This window comes from Mordavella massiliensis, assembly GCF_016902415.1.
Lineage (GTDB): Bacteria > Bacillota > Clostridia > Lachnospirales > Lachnospiraceae > Merdimonas > Merdimonas faecigallinarum.
This window is the reverse complement of record NZ_JACJLV010000039.1, coordinates 1-18,308: the sequence shown is the minus strand read 5'-3', so window position 1 is coordinate 18,308 and position 18,308 is coordinate 1. Positions and strand designations below refer to the sequence as shown.

General features: G+C 44.9%; 15 protein-coding genes and 1 pseudogene. 4 read left to right on the top strand and 12 right to left on the bottom strand.

Annotation, left to right across the window (positions count from 1 at the left end; genetic code table 11):
* A partial coding sequence (locus tag H6A13_RS10470) for a hypothetical protein (RefSeq protein ID WP_204909524.1) occupies nucleotides 1–184 on the top strand: 184 nt, incomplete at its 5' end.
* A gap of 210 nt (nucleotides 185–394) precedes the next feature.
* On the opposite strand, the gene H6A13_RS10465 is transcribed toward H6A13_RS10470, so the two are convergent.
* From H6A13_RS10465 to H6A13_RS10415, 11 genes are all read right to left on the bottom strand, one after another.
* Nucleotides 395–826 (bottom strand): hypothetical protein, encoded by a 432-nt coding sequence (locus H6A13_RS10465; protein ID WP_087150764.1) that lies wholly within the window; start codon nucleotides 824–826, stop codon nucleotides 395–397.
* A gap of 9 nt (nucleotides 827–835) precedes the next feature.
* Entirely contained in the window at nucleotides 836–1,531 is a 696-nt protein-coding gene (locus H6A13_RS10460; protein ID WP_087150765.1) for a hypothetical protein, read from the bottom strand.
* 16 nt (nucleotides 1,532–1,547) lie between these two features.
* On the bottom strand, nucleotides 1,548–2,099 hold the full coding sequence (locus H6A13_RS10455) for a sigma-70 family RNA polymerase sigma factor (RefSeq protein WP_204909523.1): 552 nt from the start codon (nucleotides 2,097–2,099) through the stop codon (nucleotides 1,548–1,550).
* Nucleotides 2,100–2,114: 15 nt separating this feature from the next.
* On the bottom strand, nucleotides 2,115–2,525 hold the full coding sequence (locus H6A13_RS10450) for a zinc-finger-containing protein (RefSeq protein WP_204909522.1): 411 nt from the start codon (nucleotides 2,523–2,525) through the stop codon (nucleotides 2,115–2,117).
* 843 nt (nucleotides 2,526–3,368) lie between these two features.
* Nucleotides 3,369–7,022 carry a VaFE repeat-containing surface-anchored protein gene (locus tag H6A13_RS10445; protein ID WP_204909521.1) on the bottom strand — a complete coding sequence of 1,218 codons (3,654 nt, stop codon included), beginning with the start codon at nucleotides 7,020–7,022 and terminating at the stop codon, nucleotides 3,369–3,371.
* Between the two features lie 75 nt (nucleotides 7,023–7,097).
* The gene (locus H6A13_RS10440) at nucleotides 7,098–10,271 is read right to left on the bottom strand and encodes a TraG/VirB4 family ATPase (protein WP_204909520.1); all 3,174 of its coding nucleotides are present in this window, start codon (nucleotides 10,269–10,271) and stop codon (nucleotides 7,098–7,100) included.
* Nucleotides 10,268–10,837, bottom strand: a complete 570-nt coding sequence (locus tag H6A13_RS10435) for a DUF5038 domain-containing protein (RefSeq protein WP_138302970.1) — start codon at nucleotides 10,835–10,837, stop codon at nucleotides 10,268–10,270. The genes H6A13_RS10440 and H6A13_RS10435 overlap by 4 nt, the downstream gene beginning before the upstream one ends.
* A 15-nt stretch (nucleotides 10,838–10,852) precedes the next feature.
* Nucleotides 10,853–12,628 (bottom strand): lysozyme family protein, encoded by a 1,776-nt coding sequence (locus tag H6A13_RS10430; RefSeq protein ID WP_204909519.1) that lies wholly within the window; start codon nucleotides 12,626–12,628, stop codon nucleotides 10,853–10,855.
* A 2-nt stretch (nucleotides 12,629–12,630) separates the two neighbouring features.
* Complete coding sequence (locus H6A13_RS10425) at nucleotides 12,631–13,566, bottom strand: hypothetical protein (RefSeq protein WP_204909518.1); 936 nt, start codon at nucleotides 13,564–13,566, stop codon at nucleotides 12,631–12,633.
* 11 nt (nucleotides 13,567–13,577) lie between these two features.
* On the bottom strand, nucleotides 13,578–14,288 hold the full coding sequence (locus tag H6A13_RS10420) for a hypothetical protein (RefSeq protein ID WP_087150775.1): 711 nt from the start codon (nucleotides 14,286–14,288) through the stop codon (nucleotides 13,578–13,580).
* Nucleotides 14,289–14,306: 18 nt separating this feature from the next.
* Complete coding sequence (locus H6A13_RS10415; RefSeq protein ID WP_171031501.1) at nucleotides 14,307–14,669, bottom strand: fimbrial protein; 363 nt, start codon at nucleotides 14,667–14,669, stop codon at nucleotides 14,307–14,309.
* Between the two features lie 429 nt (nucleotides 14,670–15,098).
* On the opposite strand from H6A13_RS10415, the gene H6A13_RS10410 reads away from it, so the two are divergent.
* Both H6A13_RS10410 and H6A13_RS10405 read left to right on the top strand, forming a co-directional pair.
* Nucleotides 15,099–15,422, top strand: coding sequence for a helix-turn-helix domain-containing protein (locus tag H6A13_RS10410; protein ID WP_087150776.1), 324 nt, complete (start codon nucleotides 15,099–15,101; stop codon nucleotides 15,420–15,422).
* Between the two features lie 379 nt (nucleotides 15,423–15,801).
* A complete protein-coding gene (locus H6A13_RS10405; RefSeq protein WP_204909517.1) occupies nucleotides 15,802–16,254 on the top strand; it encodes a hypothetical protein in 453 nt (150 codons plus the stop codon).
* Nucleotides 16,255–16,479: 225 nt separating this feature from the next.
* On the opposite strand, the gene H6A13_RS10400 is transcribed toward H6A13_RS10405, so the two are convergent.
* The gene (locus tag H6A13_RS10400; protein ID WP_204909516.1) at nucleotides 16,480–17,547 is read right to left on the bottom strand and encodes a hypothetical protein; all 1,068 of its coding nucleotides are present in this window, start codon (nucleotides 17,545–17,547) and stop codon (nucleotides 16,480–16,482) included.
* A 573-nt stretch (nucleotides 17,548–18,120) separates the two neighbouring features.
* Between H6A13_RS10400 and H6A13_RS10395 the strand changes: the two are divergent.
* A pseudogene (locus H6A13_RS10395) lies at nucleotides 18,121–18,308 on the top strand (hypothetical protein); the annotation flags it as partial.

The following is an 18,308-nucleotide window of genomic DNA, read 5'->3' as shown; positions in this document are numbered from 1 at the left end:
GAAATATATGGTTGTTATTGAAAAAAGAAAAACTTATTGTCTTCTTATTACTGCATTTTATATTGAGAGAGAACATACATTACAGAAGAAACTAAAAAAATATTATCAATATAAAAAGGATACAGCAAAAGGCGCCTCACTATGTGAAACGCCTTCAGGAACTCCTTCTACATCTGGTAGATGAGCTAATTATATTATAGCAAATAATAAGGAAATGTCAAGAGGCGCAGAACAAATGTTCTGTTTTGCTCGCCGATTCTGTACTGTAGTATATGCAAAAAACTTAAAAAGTCAATATCTGATTGCAGATGATAAGACATTGTTTTCTAATGCACTGGGGAGAAAATCTAAATTTTCTATCCCAGTGTCTTTCTAAACAGATATCATAAAAAATTTAGGAATTATTCACAGAAGATATTGCCTCTTCAAATCCCAACAGATCCGAAGCGGATGAACCAATCGCTTCAGTACTACTGGAATTTTTACGAAAATATAGCCTATAGTGATGTCCTTCCAGCAGCTTTATACTTTTCTCAAATGTAAAATGATATTCTTTCCCCTCATCTGACTTAAATGTAATCTGTTGACTCTTCTTAAAAAGGGAAGGCTCTCTTTTTACACATATTCCGGAGAGGACATAATAAGATCCGGATCTGATATCTCTTAACAGGAGCAAGAAGCGGATCAGGCTGCAGGCACCAATGAGGATACTCAACATCAGAAGGATACGATCTCCGGTGCTTAAGCCATAGACGCTTCCGCCCAGCAAACAAAGAAAGCCGATTGCAGCAACTGCAACCAGCTTCGAAAATAATGGTTTTGGCATAGTAACTCCTTATTTTTGAAAAATAATCTGTTTCTTTAGGTATAAATTCGCAATCCCTTCAAGAACCGGATACTGAACATGGTCCAGTACAGTCTGTTCGATATCTTCCGGCCTTTCCGGATTTGTCAGTCGCTGAGCATCCGGCGAATCCGGTAATCCTATCAGATCAGGCACCTCCGGCAAAGAGGAAGGATCTACAAATCCGATCAGCTCGGCTACTGAGAAGGAAAGATGCTGTGCCAGCTTCAGGATCAGGGCTTCAATTGGCGTATTCTCAGGCCGCTTCAAATAATGAGGTATCCTGTAAAGCGGCAGACGTCCACTCAGCCAGAGCTTGATACAGGCAAAAAGCCGAACGTGGAAAGCCTCATTTACTGGAGCAATATGAAGCTGCCCGAGGAGATGATAAAGAGCATCTACAGCCGTACAGCCGGTTCCATTTACAACAAGCCCCCGGATGAGTAGTCTCCGCAGAATATAGTCGAAGTCCGGATCTCCGGGCAAATTCTGGTGTTTGATTCCTACCTGATAGAACCGGAGCAGCTCTTCTTTGGTGAGGATCTGGAAAGCCAGACCGGACCAGAGAATGAGTTCCCGGGGCGCAACGGCATACTCTTTTTTATTGACTCGAACAATGGGGAGGCGTTTCCCATATTCTGTTTTCTGCATCGTCAGATGTCCTACGGCTGTAAATAGTGTCAGCATAATTTTTTCTCCTTCCTTACGCTAAAAGCTGATTTAATTCCGTGTCTTCCCGCAGATATTTTGCAGCCAGGCTCATCCAGGCCCGGACAGAATTCGGGGATACACCGAAATCCTTGGAAATATCAACGCTGTTGTATCCCTCTGATTTTTTCATAAGGGAGTAGATCCCTTTTTGAACAACCCCTTTGCTGTCACGCTGCCTTTGCTGGAGGATTTCGGCAATCTGGGTTCCCTGGATCACGGTGAAGGGTTCCACGGCTACAGTATCCTGTGGCTCCGGGGTATCGTCCAGAGGACAGAGCAGTTTGTGATACTGGACGGTGCTCCAGCAGTAATCGTGCAGTGCATTCCGGATCGCTTTGACCGCATACGGCGGAAATGGAAATTCCGGATTATAGCAGTGTGCTGCATTACAGAGGGCAAGACAGCCGGTCTGATACAAGTCATCCCATTCAATCCCCGGAGTTCGTCCAAATGCGTGTATATATTGTTTTACAGCAATCTCTACTAAATATAAGTGTTCTTCTACCAGTTTCTGCTGATCCGGCATCAGGGAATATTTAGCCATGATGTTCACCGCCTTTCATGCAGCCGATACATTCTGTCGGTTGTTGATAAGCACTTTCCGGGATTCCCGGATTACCTGATCACAGCGGTAGTCACCAAACTGTGCAATATGTGTATGCACCGGATCAGTTCCCAGCTTGTCTGACAGCCAGTAATATGCCTGCTTGCGTGACATAATCTGCCGTTTCCAAATCTGGTCAAATGCCTGGTGAGCAAGAATCCGTTTCTTCCGAAGAGCGGCATTAGCCAGACTTCCCATAGGAGTTTTCGTTCCGGGATGTACACTCACATAAGCATCACAGGAAGGATAATGGCTGCATACATAGACATATCCCTTCTGTTTTGGATCATGGAAGATCTCAGAGGCGGGTTTTAAGATTGCAGGGCTGCCGCAATAATTGCAGCGGATTTCATGTTTTTGTTTCATAGGGATTCACCTCTCTTTGTTCTTATTGTAAAAAGACAGGTGATGAGATACGAGGGGGAAACCGCCAAAACTGGTTCGGATTATTCAAATTCTGGTGATTTCCCCCAGAAAATGTTATTCAGAGTAGAAAAGCGCTTTTATAAGGGGAAAGTATCCCTCATCCGTAAACCGGTTGTAATTGACCGGAGTGAAAATGAACTGCGCAAGGAAACAGCGTACTAAAAAGATCAGGATCAGTACGACGCAGAGCTTATGGATGCTGCGGATACGAGGCCGCTCTTTTTTGAATACCCGAAAGTGGTACAGAAGTAAAAAAAGGACCGGCAGAAAGATTAAAGTCTGGAAAATCTGGTCAATCTGTTTTACGATCTGAATCATCATTACTATGCAGCTCCTTTCCTTTTTCTTAAATAAATATACGGTCCTTATGCCAAAAGCGCAAAATTACCAATTATACAAAGTATCTGTGAGCGTTTTGACGGACCACTGAAGCGGACACATTCCTTCCGGCAGCTGTTCAAAATACGCTTTATACATATTCCGGAACTGACGAATGGTAAGAGAAAAGAGGCATTCTGACGCTTCCGGCCGTTCCGGGAAGATAACCAATGCATCTTCAGCGCGGAGGCATACGGGGGTTCCCTGCTTATCGGGAAGAAACAAAAAGTCGCTTTGCCTGCAGGGATTATCATAGAGACAATTTCCGCAGGTAACATATATCGTGTTATGCCAGTTCCCTCCGCAAAGGGAGAGAAAGCGGCATAACAGCTTGGGATCTGAATAAAGCATCATGATTTCACCACCTGAGAAAAGGACCCGGCTTATGAAACCGGGCCCTTACGATTATGAGTTCTTGTTGTTGTGTCTGCGCTTATAGAGCAGATATCCGCCGGTTCCGGCTAATACGAGAATAGCGACGCCGCCGATGATCAAATAGAGCATCAAGTTGGTTTCATCGCCTGTTTTTACCGGGGCAGATACATCCGGAGTATCCTCTTCAGGCACTTCGGGCGGATTCTCGGAAAGCAGAACAGACTGTTCCGTGCTTTCCAGATCTTCGTGTGAAGCAACCGGGATTTCCGAGTCACCGGATATGAGATAAAGTTTTTCGAATACGACGAGAGTTTTCCCGGCCAGATTGCTTCCGTTGAAGGTAAAAGATACCTCAACTGTACCGGAACTTTCTTCCGGAGTAAATTCCACCTCAGATGTAACCGGCTGGTCGTCGATCAAAAGCTGTTCTCCGGTTTCTTTATCCATCAATACCCCTTCTGCACGGAAGGTAAGTCCAGGAACCAGATTCTTATAGGCAATCTCATCTTTGATCGTTACTTCCTCATCAGCAAGTGCCTCCTGATCTCCGTCATCTGCGTCCGATGCAGTTGTTCCGATTTCAGGATAGTAGATGGACTGGGAGGGAGAATCAATCTGCCGGTGCGAAGCGACAACCTGATCTTTATAGAGGATCTCTTCATAGACAACTAATGTCTTCCCTGAAAGTGCGGAAGCATCGAAGTGGAAGGAAAGCTCCACAGATCCGGAAGATTCTTCCGGTGTAAACTCAGCTTCTGCAGTGACCGGCTGCTCATTGATGAGAAATTCTTCTTCCGTCTCCTGATCCATCAACACGCCGCGAATCGTGAATGTTTCCCCGGGAATCAAGTTCGTGTATTCTGCAACATCCTGTATGGAGGCTTCTTCCTGAGTAAGTCCAATCTGGCTGCCGGTATCCGGATTTGTGGCCGTAGTATTAACAGAAGGAAGCACCAGCGTCTGCTCAGGTGAGTCGAGATCCTTGTGCCGGGCAATTTCTTCACCTTTATATAACAGTGACTCGAAGACAACCAATGTTTTTCCGGATACTTCTGACGCATTAAACGTGAATTCGACATCTACGGTGCTGGCTGATTCTTCCGGTGTAAATGTAGTTTCTGCCGTAATCGGTTCGCCATCAATCAGGAGTTCCTCACCGGTTTCTTTATCCATTAATACTCCCTGAAGCGTCAGTTCTTCTCCGGGCTGCACATTTGCATAGGATACTGTATCAATCAAAGTGACTTCTTCATCCGCATGGGCAATCTGCGCTCCAGTTTCAGAATCTTTTACCTGTGTACCGACAGACGGAAAATAGATCGACTGATCCTGATCTGAAATATCAGCGTGAACAGCAAGTTTTAAGTCTTCCTGCCACAGTTCTTCGAAGCAGACCACTGTGGTTCCCTCCAGGCCTGTCGCATCAAATGTAAATTCTACTTCTGCACTGCCGGTTGATTTTTTCGCTGTAAATGTGGTTTCGGAAGTAATCGGCTCACCGTTAATCTCAAGAGCTTCCCCGGTTTCCTTATTCATCAGAGTACCGATAACCTTGTACTCCACACCTTTCTTGAGCCCCTCGAATTCAACGGTATCTACAATCGTAACTTTGTCATCCGGTTTTGCCATCTGTGAGCCGCTTTCCTTATCCAGTGCGGTTGTAGCAATCTCGACTTTATCATTCGTCAATGTGCCAAGATCGATGGTTACGGAGTCTCTGTATACTTCTACATCAAAGGACAGAAGATTCCGGCCTTCATTGGCTTCGCAGCGCTGTTCTTCGACTGTGTATGTATCATAGATCAGCGCTCCTTTGGAATCATCCGGATCAGAGGAACCGAACCATATGCCATCCTCCGCTGTTTCCCCGCGGTTGGTGTTGGAAGTATGCTTATTCCATTCTGCAGAAGTGCTGGCATAACCATTCCGGTCGGTTACGATCGTATGGCTTTCACCTGTTGTTTTAGAAGTAATGGTGAAAGGAACACCAGCCAGACGGCTTAAATCCCCATCGCTTACCTTTACAAGCTCCAGATCCCCGCGGATCACCTGATTAGAGATGGACTGATCTTCTGCGGTCAGTTCAACGATTTTTCCATCTTCTGTGATATCAAATTCAAGGGAAATACGGCCTTCATTCAGATATCCTTCAGGAGCTTTCGTTTCGTCAACACGGTAATGACCATAAGGAAGAGTATCCGCAGCTGTGGAAGCAAGTCCGTTTTCATCCGTAGTCAGTGTCAGGACAGCTTCCCCATTTTCGTATGTTTCCCCATTTACGATCACCGGATTTTCATTCAGTGTAATAATGGTAAATTCCGCACCTTCCAGGGTAGCATTCCCCTGTGCAGCAGCTTCCCCGGTTTCCAGATCCCGTTTCTGGATCTGTACGCCGCCGCGGTAGATCTGCTCAGGTACTTCGGACGACTGATAAACATTTATGGTTTCCGATTCGCTTGTACCGGATATTTTCTGCACAAAGATGGTGTCATTTACAAAATATCCTGCAGGTGCTTTCGTTTCCTGTACAGTCACGGTGCCAAGGGGGAGACAGATGGTACTGCCGTCGCTTGTATAGTAAAAGTTATCACCGGATACAAGGGCATCCTCAGTAAATTTTAATGCCCCGTCAGAGCCGGTCTTCAGTACCCATGTTCTTACAGGTTTAGCGCCGTCCGCGGCAGGATCAGCGTCGGACTGCTGGGTATAGAACTTAACCGTGAATTCGGCCCCGGCAAGAGAAGCAGCGCCCTGGGGCGTGGAAGCCTCCAGTTCTTTATCCAGCTTCTGCAGAACAAGGTCAATGGGATTATTAATAGGAATCTCAGTTACCTCTGCAGTGCTTGTAGCATCTGAAGAAACTGTAACGTTGTGAGCCTGTGTATCTACGATATATCCTTTGGAAGCGGAGATTTCTTTTACTGTGTAATTCCCTTCCTCCAGCTCACCAGATTTTGCATAACCGTTGGCATCTGTCACCAGCGTTTCAATGAGTGATTCGCCCTGATAGATCCCGTACTGCGCTCCTTTCAGGCTGTAATTTCCATTGCCGTTAGAGACGCCCGCGTTTGCTGAAGACTTCTGAATCTCAATCCATCCATAAGGTTTCTCATACCAGCTTCCTGCAACGGTCTGACTGCTGGATGATGGAATGATAAATGCGCGGAAGGAAGACGGGGGATTTGGAAGATTCTTTATTGCATTTGCAATCTCCACCGCTTTATCAATATAGTTCTGGGGTGCGCCGTAGAAGGCTCCGCTTCCGGCATCATAGTCCGCATATACATAGGATGCAGTCAGATGACCGATGACATAACAGTTGGTTTCAGACCATCCGCTTAAATACTGACTCTGAATATTTTCTTTTTCATAGCCATATCCACCCGGCAGATAGTAAAGTGCTTTGCGCAGTGCAGAGCCGCTGGAAAGCAGGTCATATGAGTAGGTTCCGGACTCAGGTGTCTTCATCATCGGCTGCACGCAGTAGGCGGTATTGCTCCCGTCAACTGTCATCCGCGAGGTATAGTAATCTCCATAGGAGATTAAATCACCTGCATGGAAATTCAGCGTTCCGTCAGCCGCATGAACCGGAAGCTGATTTGCAGCAAGTGTTCCGACTGTAATTACAGCAGTCAGGATAAAAGCAAACAGCCGTTTTGCGGTAGTTGTTATCTTTTTTCGCATAATTCTCCTCCTTAAAAATAAATCCATAAAAGGCGGCAGAAATGTATGACTGCCGCCTGTAACCTATGGGAACTTTTAGCCGGCTTTCTGTTTTTGACGCTCCAGAAGTTCCAGAAGCTCCTGCCGGTCCGTCGTAATCAGTTCCTTTTCTAAATTTGATGCCTTGAACTCCACTGTGATGTTATTATTATTGGTGGATATCAGGCCGTTCCCGCGCTGGAAGTGGGTAATGTTCATCACCTCCGTTTCAGACAGCCGGAGAATGTTCTTCACACGCTGCGCCTCCTCATCCTCCATGTTGAGGACGATTTTGGTTTTGCAGTTGTTTATGATCCCCTTCCCGTACTTCCCGTCATCCAACGCAAAAAAATCATTGAGATCCTGAGTTGCAAAAATACCCGCGCCAGAATAGGCACGGATGACTTTGGCAATCTCCAGTACAAATTCCGCCGCCAGACGGTTGCTGGCAGCGCCGATCAACTGCCAGACTTCATCGACAAATACCGCTTTTTCTTCCGTGCGGTTTTCTTTTGCTTTATCCCAGACATAATCCAGAGCTACAAACATGCCGACCGTCAAAAGATCCCCGGTCAGCTCCGAAATATCCAGGACAGTATATTTATTTGTCAGGTCCACATTCGTATGCTGATTAAATGAGGAAGCAGATCCGTGAACCAGACGATTCAGAATATGAGCAAGGCGCTTGGTATCCTCGCTTTTTACCAGGATGTTATAGACATCCTCCAGAACCGGCATCTCCTTATAACGGTCCGGGTGTTCCGGATCGATCAGGGATTCATTTTTATGAGTGATCCCTTTTAATGCATAGGTCTTAATCAGAGCCTCATCTAAAAGCTGCCGTTCTTCGTGCGTCATATCCGGGATGAGCAGACTGAAAAAAATGTGCAGTTTCTGGATCTTAGCAGCCAGAGCCGAAGTATCCATAGTCGGCCCGTCGAGCAGCTCGTTTACGGAGTTATCCACCTTGCGGATCTCCATGATGTTGATGCAGCTTAAGCTGGCGGGCGAGATCTTGATGAATTCACCGCCTACATTCTTGCAGGCCCGATAGAATTCATGGCCTTTGAGCGGAGCGATGATGAAAACCTGGATGCCTTTGCGCCGCATCCGCAGTGCCATGGTCTGCATGGTGAAGGTTTTCCCTGCCCCGGAGCATCCCAGAATACAGATGTTGGAATTCTTGTATTGACGGGAATCAAATATGTCTGCAATTACAAGGCTGTTATTATGCTTATTTACGCCAAACAGGATTCCATTATCGTCACATATGGAATAGCTCACAAAAGGATAGCAGGTGGCTGCGCCGCTGGTCAGGACATTCCGTTTGGACAGCTGGAACAGCTTTTTGTCCAGATTCATCAGCGGCAGAGTAGATAAGAAAGCGCGCTCCTGAAGAAAATAGCAGGAACGCAGATCCATATCCTGTGAGATCAGCAGTTTCTTCATCTCCTGAATCCGCCATTCAAGCTCCTCAAGGGAGGAGGCTGTAATGGTGATCAGAAGGTTCATATAATAAAAGTCTTCGTTATTGGCAAGCCCCTGCTTTAAGTAATAACCAGCGCGGATGGCAGAGTCCAGATCGTCATAATCCGTATTTGTATCAGAAGCATCTTTCAATTTGGAACGGTTGATCCGGATCTGCTGGCCAAGACGCTGCTGGATTTTATCCTTTGGCTGTTTCTGCAGATACAGATCCACGTCAATCCCTTCCCCTGCGTTGATGAGTAAGGACAGCCAGCCCGGATACACCAGATTTTTATAGCCGTCACTGGGAACCATCAGGTAAGAATGGTATACACCGTTGATGACGATATAATTTGCATGGCGGAAATCTATGGACTCCGGAGCGATAAACTCATTCATCCGAATATGGTCTGCCTCTGATTCCCGATTCTCAGCAACATACCGATCCAGTACCTCGCGAATACGGTCGGGCAGAGGCTTAGACGCACAAAGGCTTCGGTTCAGAAGGGTATAAAGGACATCTGTAGTAAATTCGTCTTCATTGTCATGTTCTGCCACAATATTTCCACATTGGAAGAGATAGGTTTGGGCCGTCTGTGCTGCTGTTTCTAACTGAGCAATGATGTCTTTTTCCTCTTCTTTTCGATTTGTATTAAAAGGCTCATACTCAAAAATAAGAAAAAACCGTCGCGAGACGGCCTCCCTTGAACTCAATTTTTGTACAAACTGAATGTAATCTTTCTGCAGTTCCCGACAGTGAGGATCGGTTTCACGATCCAGCTCCAGTGCAGCCTGCTCCAGATGTTTGTTGATATCTGCCTTTTTAGAGATCATCTTGATCTGCAGCTTCACAGGGCTGATCTTCAGATATGAGATAAAGCTGTAAATAATTCCCTGTTGTTCCCGAGCGCTTCTAAGAAGAAAGTTAATCGGATCAATCTCCAGAATTTTTATATAACGGTGATCCGTCGTATAAACGATACCGTTCATGATCTTTTCGATAGGAAGATAATCCTCAAGTATCTGATCCTTCCGTTTTTTATCGGCGGACTTCTGTTTCTGGACAGAGGCCGTTTTCTGCTCAGCATATCGCGCATTCCGTTTCGCCTGCTTATCCGCCTTTTTCGCATCCCGCGCATCCTGTCGCTCCTTGCGGGCTGCCTGTTTCTGCGCGGACCGGGCTGCTTTCTGAGCCTGAATTTTCTGATGTTTTTCCTGTCTTTTTTCATATTTTAAAATTCGGATATCCTCCCGGGCCTGTCTGCGGATTCCATGCTTGGTTGATGTATCAAACTGACGACGCTCTTTTTTTTTAACGAGTGTCTCTTTCTCCTTAGCAGCTTTGGTCCGATTGTCATTGCCATCACGTGCAGAACGACGTTTCTTTTTTGTTTTCTTCGGCTTCGGCTCCTTACTGCGGGATTTCACTCTCTGCTTTGGAGCGGGAGCATCCGGAATCTTGTCCGACCGATAAATGATCCGCCGATCCTTGATAAAAAGAAGAGCGCTGCCAAGAAAAGCAGTGATGCTCATTCCTCCGATTCCGATCAGTGAGATCATAAAAAGAGGAAGCGCAGTCATGCAGAGAATGATGATCCGTACAGTTACCGAGAAGGGAAGCTGCAGAACCGGATAAGTGATTAAGGCAGCAATAACGCCGCCTTCAATCGCATTGCGAATGTCAAACATACCACCGAAGATCTTCCCTTTTTCAATAAAATTCGGCGGGATGAGAGTGGGTTTCTGATTTTCCTGTTCGCTCATTTGCTCACCTCCGATTCAGCAGGCTGCGATGAGGAGATATCGTCATAACCGCCTTCCTGCCTGTTTTCCACCTGATCGGTTGTAACCGTAGGCAGCGAGTCATCCGTCTGCTTTTCGTAACTCCGCTGTTCTGTCGGAAACTCAGCCTCTTCATCCCCGAATAAAAGAACACCCAGATCACCGATATATTGAACCGGCAGCCGGGTGCTGTCAGAAAGCAGGAAGAAAAGTCTGGTTGTATTGTTATCCGGATATGTGGTTTCATCCGGAAGGAAAGTAACGGATTTAATTTCGATCCGTCCTGAATTCTGCAGATAAACAGGAAACAGAGCCTTTAAATCTGCAGTTATGCTGTCGGGGAAAAAAGGAGACAGCTTTTCAAATCCGGTATATTCCAAATCTGTCATCTCTTCATTGGGCGTTGAGTCTTCCCGGTCAGAGCTTGCCAGATCTGTTTGTTTTTCTGAAGTATTTTTGCCTGATTTCCAGAGGTTGGGAAGTATGATCCCGATGACCACCAGAATGATCAACAGCAAAATGGCAAGAATTACCCTAAGTCTGCTCATTGTGTAAAAACTCCTTTATTTTGCAGGGAAAATCCAATACTGACGGGAGGTTGCGTGAATCTCCGTCATCATATCGAATTTCCGGTTTACATAGTTTTTTTGGTCACTGTCATTCGGATCATTGACTAGGACTTTACCGTTTGCAGTAACTCCCCGCAACACGATGAAGTGTCCGCCGGAAGTAAACAGGCCCGGCATCTGAGAAGAGATTACCGGACAGCCCTGGGAGAGAGACTGCAGCACGGTATTCGCATCCGTAGTTGTTGTAACAGTTCCGCATCCGAAGTGATCGGAGGCTGCCTGAAAATAGGACCACTTTGTTCCATATCCAAACGAATAGTAAGCGTTTCCGCACCATGCGACCGCATCTGCAGGAGTAATCGTCGAGTCGGTCAGATAGCTTGCAATCATGGCGAAAGCCGTAGGCCCGCAGCCACAGTCGGCAATAGAACCGGACCCGTAAGGAATATTGGAATATTCGGTCTGGATGTAGAGTGGGATCTGCATTCCGTTTGCCGGATAATTCCCACCGGTTGACATGATCACGTAATATCTCAGAACATGATCCACATAGTCCTTATCGCCGTATACGGAATAGTTCCAGCCTGGGCGGGAACACATCATATCAGAATAGGCGGCTGCGTTTTCTTTCGTATATCCGCCGTCGCGTTCCATTGCCCAGTCAATGTAAGCGGAACCGAAATTATAGCCCTGAAGGGCCAATTTAATCCGGTCCAGGTCGGTCGGCCCGGTACACCCTGCTTTTGTCAGGACGGCTCTGAGTGCCTGTATCCCGCATTCGATAGAATATTCCGGATCTGTAATCCCTCCGGGCGTTCTTGGGTAGCGTGTGTTATAACCGCTCTCAGATGCCTGCATGGGATCACTTCCCTGTCCGCCGGATTCCTGCATCATCACAGCCAGAACAAGTTCCACGTAATCGCTCATGCCATATTGAGCCGCAATCCGCTGTACAGTGCTTCGGTAAGCCTCGACTTCTGCAGAGACGTTGGCAACGGCCACACCAGAGGCGCTTCCTCCAAAAAATGTGGTCAGGTTTTCCGCATAGTCAGAAGCAAGCTCTTTCTGTTCATCGTCCAGATGAAACACATGGTCTGAAAAATAAGTATCCCCGGCATATTGAATATAATAGGTATGCCGGATAAAAGTTACTGGCTCGGAACCTTCTTCTGCTTCTACAGTTACCTCCTCAGAAGAAACAGTATAAGAAAAAAGCCCTTCTTTGTTTTCCCGGATCAGCGCCTTTAGCTGGTTTGTGTTGATATTTTTGTAATCCTCCTGACTTGCACAGAACTGGGCAATCAACTGATTGGCATTGACAGCAATCATATTGGCATAGGGATCTGTGATTACAGCAGTATCCCCTTCTGGAAGAGCTTCAATGGCTGCATTAACCTCAGCCAGAACTTCATCATGGCACTCTTCCAGCACCTCGACGATTGCCTGGTTTGCGCTTTGCAGGTTCTTCTGGATCAGGTCATTATCATTGAGTGCGCCGGTATCATCGGTTAAGGAACCGAAGATCAGGCCGGGGAGCATAAGAATAAAAAGGACTGCCAGAATCGGAATCGCAAGGAGCGCTGCCAGGATTTTCAAGATGGTATGCCGGTTCGCGATTGCAAGACTGAGGGCAGCTCCCAAAGGTCCTGCGACAGCAGCGCCTTTTGCACTCTTGGCAAATAGGGAGAAGGTTCGAAGCGACCGGATATGGGAAACAGCGGATGTGCCTACCTGAACTGCTTCATCCAATCCACTCTGTTGTTCCGCCATATTTAGATGCGATCCTTACGCGCAGGAGCAGGCGGAACTTTCTGGACAATGGATTCCTGGTAGGCAACGGCTCCGTTGTCATCCTGATAAGGTTTCTTTTCTACTGTGTCCTGTGCGTATTGTTTATACCAGGTGGCACCGTCTACGGACTGAACGGTTTCATAGTCGCCGTTTGTGGGAGCCATATACTGATCCGATAGATACATGGCAAAATCCCGGGATGTTCCATTTGTAGTTTCTGTACCGGTAATGCGTCCGCCGCCAATCTCCATATTGGAGTACTGCGGGAGCGGTTCAGAGGTAGATGTGCCTTCTGTATCGCCAGAGCGCAATCCCATATAGGAAGCGTAGGCTTTCGCAGCATCATCACCGGTAATTGAACCGACCTGTCCGTAGCTGCCTTTGGCAATATCACCGATCACCCGGTTGGCGAAATCTCCGCCTTTCTGCAGGGAAGACTGATAAATGGAATTCCCGATGCTGCCGCCTTCGGAATAACCGGTCGCTGCATTGACAGCACTGCGTTCCATCTGTCGTCCGACTGCACCGGCGAGCCCGCCGGAGAGAAAACTTCCGCCAACTGCGGCGCTTCCGGGCGACGATGCTTTGCGGTATCCGCCTCCGCCACCATGACCACGGAGGGCGCCTGAAAGACCGCGGCCGGCGATTAAAAGTTCTGCCATCATATTCCCGCCGGTGTTGCCGACATTAATTCCGAGGGAAGCCATGAAGCTGTCGATCTTTTGCGATACCTTCAGGAAAGCAATGGCGCATAGAAACCAGATAAATATATTTCCGGTTACGGTTTCTTTTCCCTGGTCCGCCACAGCCTGCTCAACCTCTGCTTCTGTCAGCTCTGCCGCAAAAGCAGTACTGGAGAAACAGAACAGGATACAGACTGCAAGGAGCAGGAGAATAAGAGTTTTCTTATGTTTCATGAATTCCTCCTTTATAGAGAAAGTGGGTTGGCGAGAAAGGTTCCGACCATTGTTGTAAACAGCCGCAGGCACCAGGCATTCATCAGCAATAAAAAAAACTGGCCGCCGAGCATCCGGCACCAGCTCTTGAAAATATTGGATGTTGCCTTTGAAGCACCGGTCGCAAAGGCGACAGGCGCAGTATAAACGAGCACTCCGAGAAGAATGTACCTCTCTGCAGCTTCAAACAGTAATTTGATATAGTTCCATGCAAGGATCAGAACCAGAATCAGCGCGATAATAGCCACAGCTCCGTTTGCACAGACTCCTAAGATGACTGTGATAACGGAGTTAAAACTGCCGAACTCAAGCGGTGGAAGATCTTCGGAAAGAATCCAGCTATACGGAGTACCTGCAAGATCGAGAAGCAGATTTACAATATCGTTGGCATAGAAAATCAGGAAAATAAATATAAACGTCATAATAGACAGTTTGATCGGATCTTCCGCTTCCACCCCGATACCTGCGAAATAGTTTTTGAACAGTTGCCAGATCCAGTTTAAGAGGACCAGGCCCAGTGCAAGGGCAACAAAGATCTCATACATATCTTCCGCCGCTGGAAAATAACGAAGGAAGGTGTCCATAGAGCAGCCCAGCGCACCAAGTACGGATGTGGTAATCAGGTCCAGCGCATTCATTACCTGCTCTGCGATCCATTCCACGATCCCGTCTAAAATGCCCAAGAGAACGCCCCCTTTCTTTTAACCGTTCCACTGTCCGCCAGCGAAGAAGGGGGTGATGTAGGCCATAATAAAACCTAAGCCGTTTAAGATGGCCCAGGTAATAATGATTCGTTTCAGCCATGCTCTGGACTCATCCACGGTCTTGCCGGATTTCGAAAAATTCATCAGAAGTAGAGCCACAGAAGCTGTAACGACAGCGGCAATCGTGGAGATCAGGACAATCTGGTTATAGACATCCTGCATGATCTCTTTCGCTTTATCCCACATGTTTGCGGCGAGGACTGGCTGTACGTTCCCGATCAGCAGCGTTGTAAAAAGAAAGGCTGCATAAAGGACAGCGCCACGGTTGATCCTGCGGTGTTTCTGGTTTGGGTTAATCACGTAAGTACCTCCTTTAGTTGCACCGGAACCTCAGAGGAGACTCCGGTGGTGCTTATAGTTTCCAGCCTCCTTTGCGGTCCATGCCGCAAGCATAAAAGAAAGCAGCCTGGCCAATCAGACTGCTTTCCGAATCAATATGAAGTTGTAGTTTGTTCTCACCTCCTGAAATACCACACCGTCCGGGAACAGAGGCGCATCCCGTGTGTTGTATTCCGTCTGCATATAATTTTGACAATACCAATCTTAGCATATGGGATTTACCGTTACAATCGCATGAATGTGCCACTTAAAGACATTTCTGTGACAGAAGAAAGTCAATCAAATAGATTGAGATTATATAACGAATAGATACTGTTTTGACGAGAAGGAAATACATATACTAGAGGTACACGATTTTAACTAATAGATAGAGAAAACGGAGGTGGTGCGATGAAAGGGATAGGAACAAGAATAAAGGCGGGGAGAGTCGCCGCTGGGCTGACGCAGGAGCGTCTGGCAGAAAAAGTCGGAATCAGCAGTACCTATCTTAGCGCCATCGAATGTAATGTGAAAGATCCGAAACTTGCAACATTTATCAAGATTGCTAATGCAATCGGCGCATCTGCAGATGATCTGCTGGCGGATGTCCTGAACGTAAAACAATATGAGCAGTATATTGAACGTGAGGAGCGGATCAGGAAACTGCCGTTGAAAGAACAAAATAAAATATATCGTATTCTGGACGTGATGATCGAGGAAGCGGAGAAAGAGTAAAGAGCCTGTGGGAAACCACAGGTTTTTCTATTGGAAAGAATTAGCAGAATATGAAGAAAAAAGCGACGAAATACGCACTATATGATGAATTTGTATCTGGATTTTGTTATAGTAACTCTAATAGAATTAGTTTATACAACTAAAAGAATGATAAGGTGAGTGGATGAAACGATATCGGATTACAATAATTATTGGTGGCCTGATGTTCCTTACTGGTCTTGCGATTGGTTTGTGCCTTCCGGCAATACGTGCGTCAACGCTGCAGATCGATTCTCAAGAAAGTGAGCAATGCCAAGTCACACAGGGAGCTGTAAAGAGTACACTGGACAATAAAGAAGAATGCTGTCTGTGTGGCAGCAACAGCCGGAGCCTGATGGGAATGTACCGGGGGAAAGATGATCTGGGAATCATTTCTTTGAATAATTGGTATGTTCTGGATATGGGAGTTGGAAAAGATACTGACGAAACTATAAGTGGTCAGAACTCCTCAAGGATTACAGCGACTGGAGAAGGCGGCTGTATTTTTCATGTGGATCTAAACCAGGCTAGAAGGATCTCAGAGGTACGGATAGAATACGGTGAGGAAAATTACTTTGATGCAGATAAGGTGCGAGGATATCTCTGCCAGACGTGTTTGGATAAACTGCTTGATGTAATAGATGGGTATGGGGATGCGGAATGTCCGATAGGCTTGTGTATGATTGATTTTCAGACACAGGAGTTATATTCTCTGCAGGAGCAGTATGTCACTTATTATATTCGGGATTATTATGTGAAGATAGAGAGTGGTGAAGAGAAAATAGTGACAGCGGTATATGCGCCGATAAAATAGCTTTTCTAGGGAACTATTGTAAGTATAAAAAGTCTAGCCATGTTCCCCAGATATACACATCTTAATAATTAGTTAAAGTTGTGTAAACTATTTAAACTTTCATCCTTAGTCTTTTTATCTGGAAAGACAGAAGACATATGGTAATTGATTTTGTTAGGAGAATCTTCCACGTGTACTGTGCTTTTTTGATATATGTTACCAAATAATACAAATTTCAAAATGGTTTTAAAGATCCGATTTGTTTTCTGTATCATTAGTTGAAATTTCCTCCTTTTTCATTGCTTTTTTACGAGGTCTTTTGTATCCATTCTTTGACTTTTTCAAATAAAATCCGTATTTATTCATTACAACGTAAATTAATGCAGAAAATGATTTTGCTATTTGAATAAATTGTTCTTCATATTCAGGAATAAACGCTTCTGTTGACATCGTATCTATGCACAGAAAACCTACAATATGATAATCTTTCGGATCTGTTTTTTGAGTAAAATACAGATGCGTGTGTGCTATTCGTATGGGTACTACAATGGCTGCTCTGTAAAACGTCCAATAATCTGTATTGGTGTTTTTGTATTCTTCCTTATGTTTTTTTAATGCCTCATTAAATAAGTGAAGATCCTGCTCATAAAAATATTGTTTTTTATAAAAGCTAGGCGGTTTTATAATATAAGCAAAGTCTGTATTTTCTTTAACTAAAACGGGCTTATCATTTGAAGCATCTTCTCTCATTTTGGAAATATTACTTGAGCGTGCATAAGTATAAACAGTAGCATTATCCATATCGATTTCATCAAAATTTATTTCTTCATTTTCTTTACCGATTAGTTTAATGCAGGTGTTAATTGTGCTGCCGGTGTAAGCAGCATAAATATTACATAATTTATCGAGCATATTAACAAGAAAATTTTGTGTAATAGAAGTAAGAAATGCTGGACTTAATTTCTTGTTTTTATGATTGGTTAGTATATCAAAATAGAAATTTCTGAAATCATGTAATACACTATAATAACTTCCGGCATCATTTTCTAATCGAGTCCATAAGCTTTTTTTGTATTGTTTGATCTTCGAACGCATGAATACAATAACAATGAGTAAAAGTATACAAATAATCCAAGGAAAATCGATAGGAAGTGTATTGCCGGTAATTTGTAACAAAGCTTTATATATTACTTTCGCAGCACCATAAATTAAACCTATAAACGCAGATATTGAAGTAATGAAAGATAATGAATCTTGAAGCCAATCGGGAACTTTACTCCAATATATTTTAAATTTATTCAAATACTTTTTCATTTGTACCACCGAAGTGCATAAAATTTAAACACATTATAGCACAACAATATATTTAGTTAAAGAAAAAGTTTCTTCAGAAAATTGAGGACTTGAAAAATTCAAGCCCTCAGTGTATAATCTGGGTAGAAAGGTAATCAGATGCAAGATCTGATGCCCTCAGTTATATCTATCAAAAAAGCGATAGCATCTCGAACTTTAGGCGGTTATGGGATGCTATTTCTTTTTGTCGTTATGATGATCTATGTAAGATAAAGCCGCAAAGATTACAAGCACTAATGTCATTACTTCCATAGCGTTCATTGGCATCACCCTCCTTTGTATCTTAGAGGGCTGACAGAAATCGCATCCGTTTTTTCTCCCAGATTATACCAGATAAATATATCATAGCTGCTTTCTGATAGCAATAAGGCCGGGGTCTAAGACGATACCTTATTATGCCACCTTATCTGTAGAAAAGCCTGCAAAATCGCGCAATTTGAATAATAAAGAATGTGTTTATTCTACTATTAACATAAGGTGGAAGTGGAGAAATATGACATTGCATGTTATAATCAAAGGCATAGGAGGCGGCAAATGATTAGAGATTGGAATTTTTGGTTATCTATTGTAACGATAGTTTTAACCGTGGTAACGGTAATTACGGCAATTATTGCTGTCTTACAGACGAAAAAACAAATTGAGTTAAGTAATAAACAGCATCTTTTTGATTTACGGATAGAGAATTATCTAGTGGCTAAATGTTTGGTTGAGCAATATAGGAA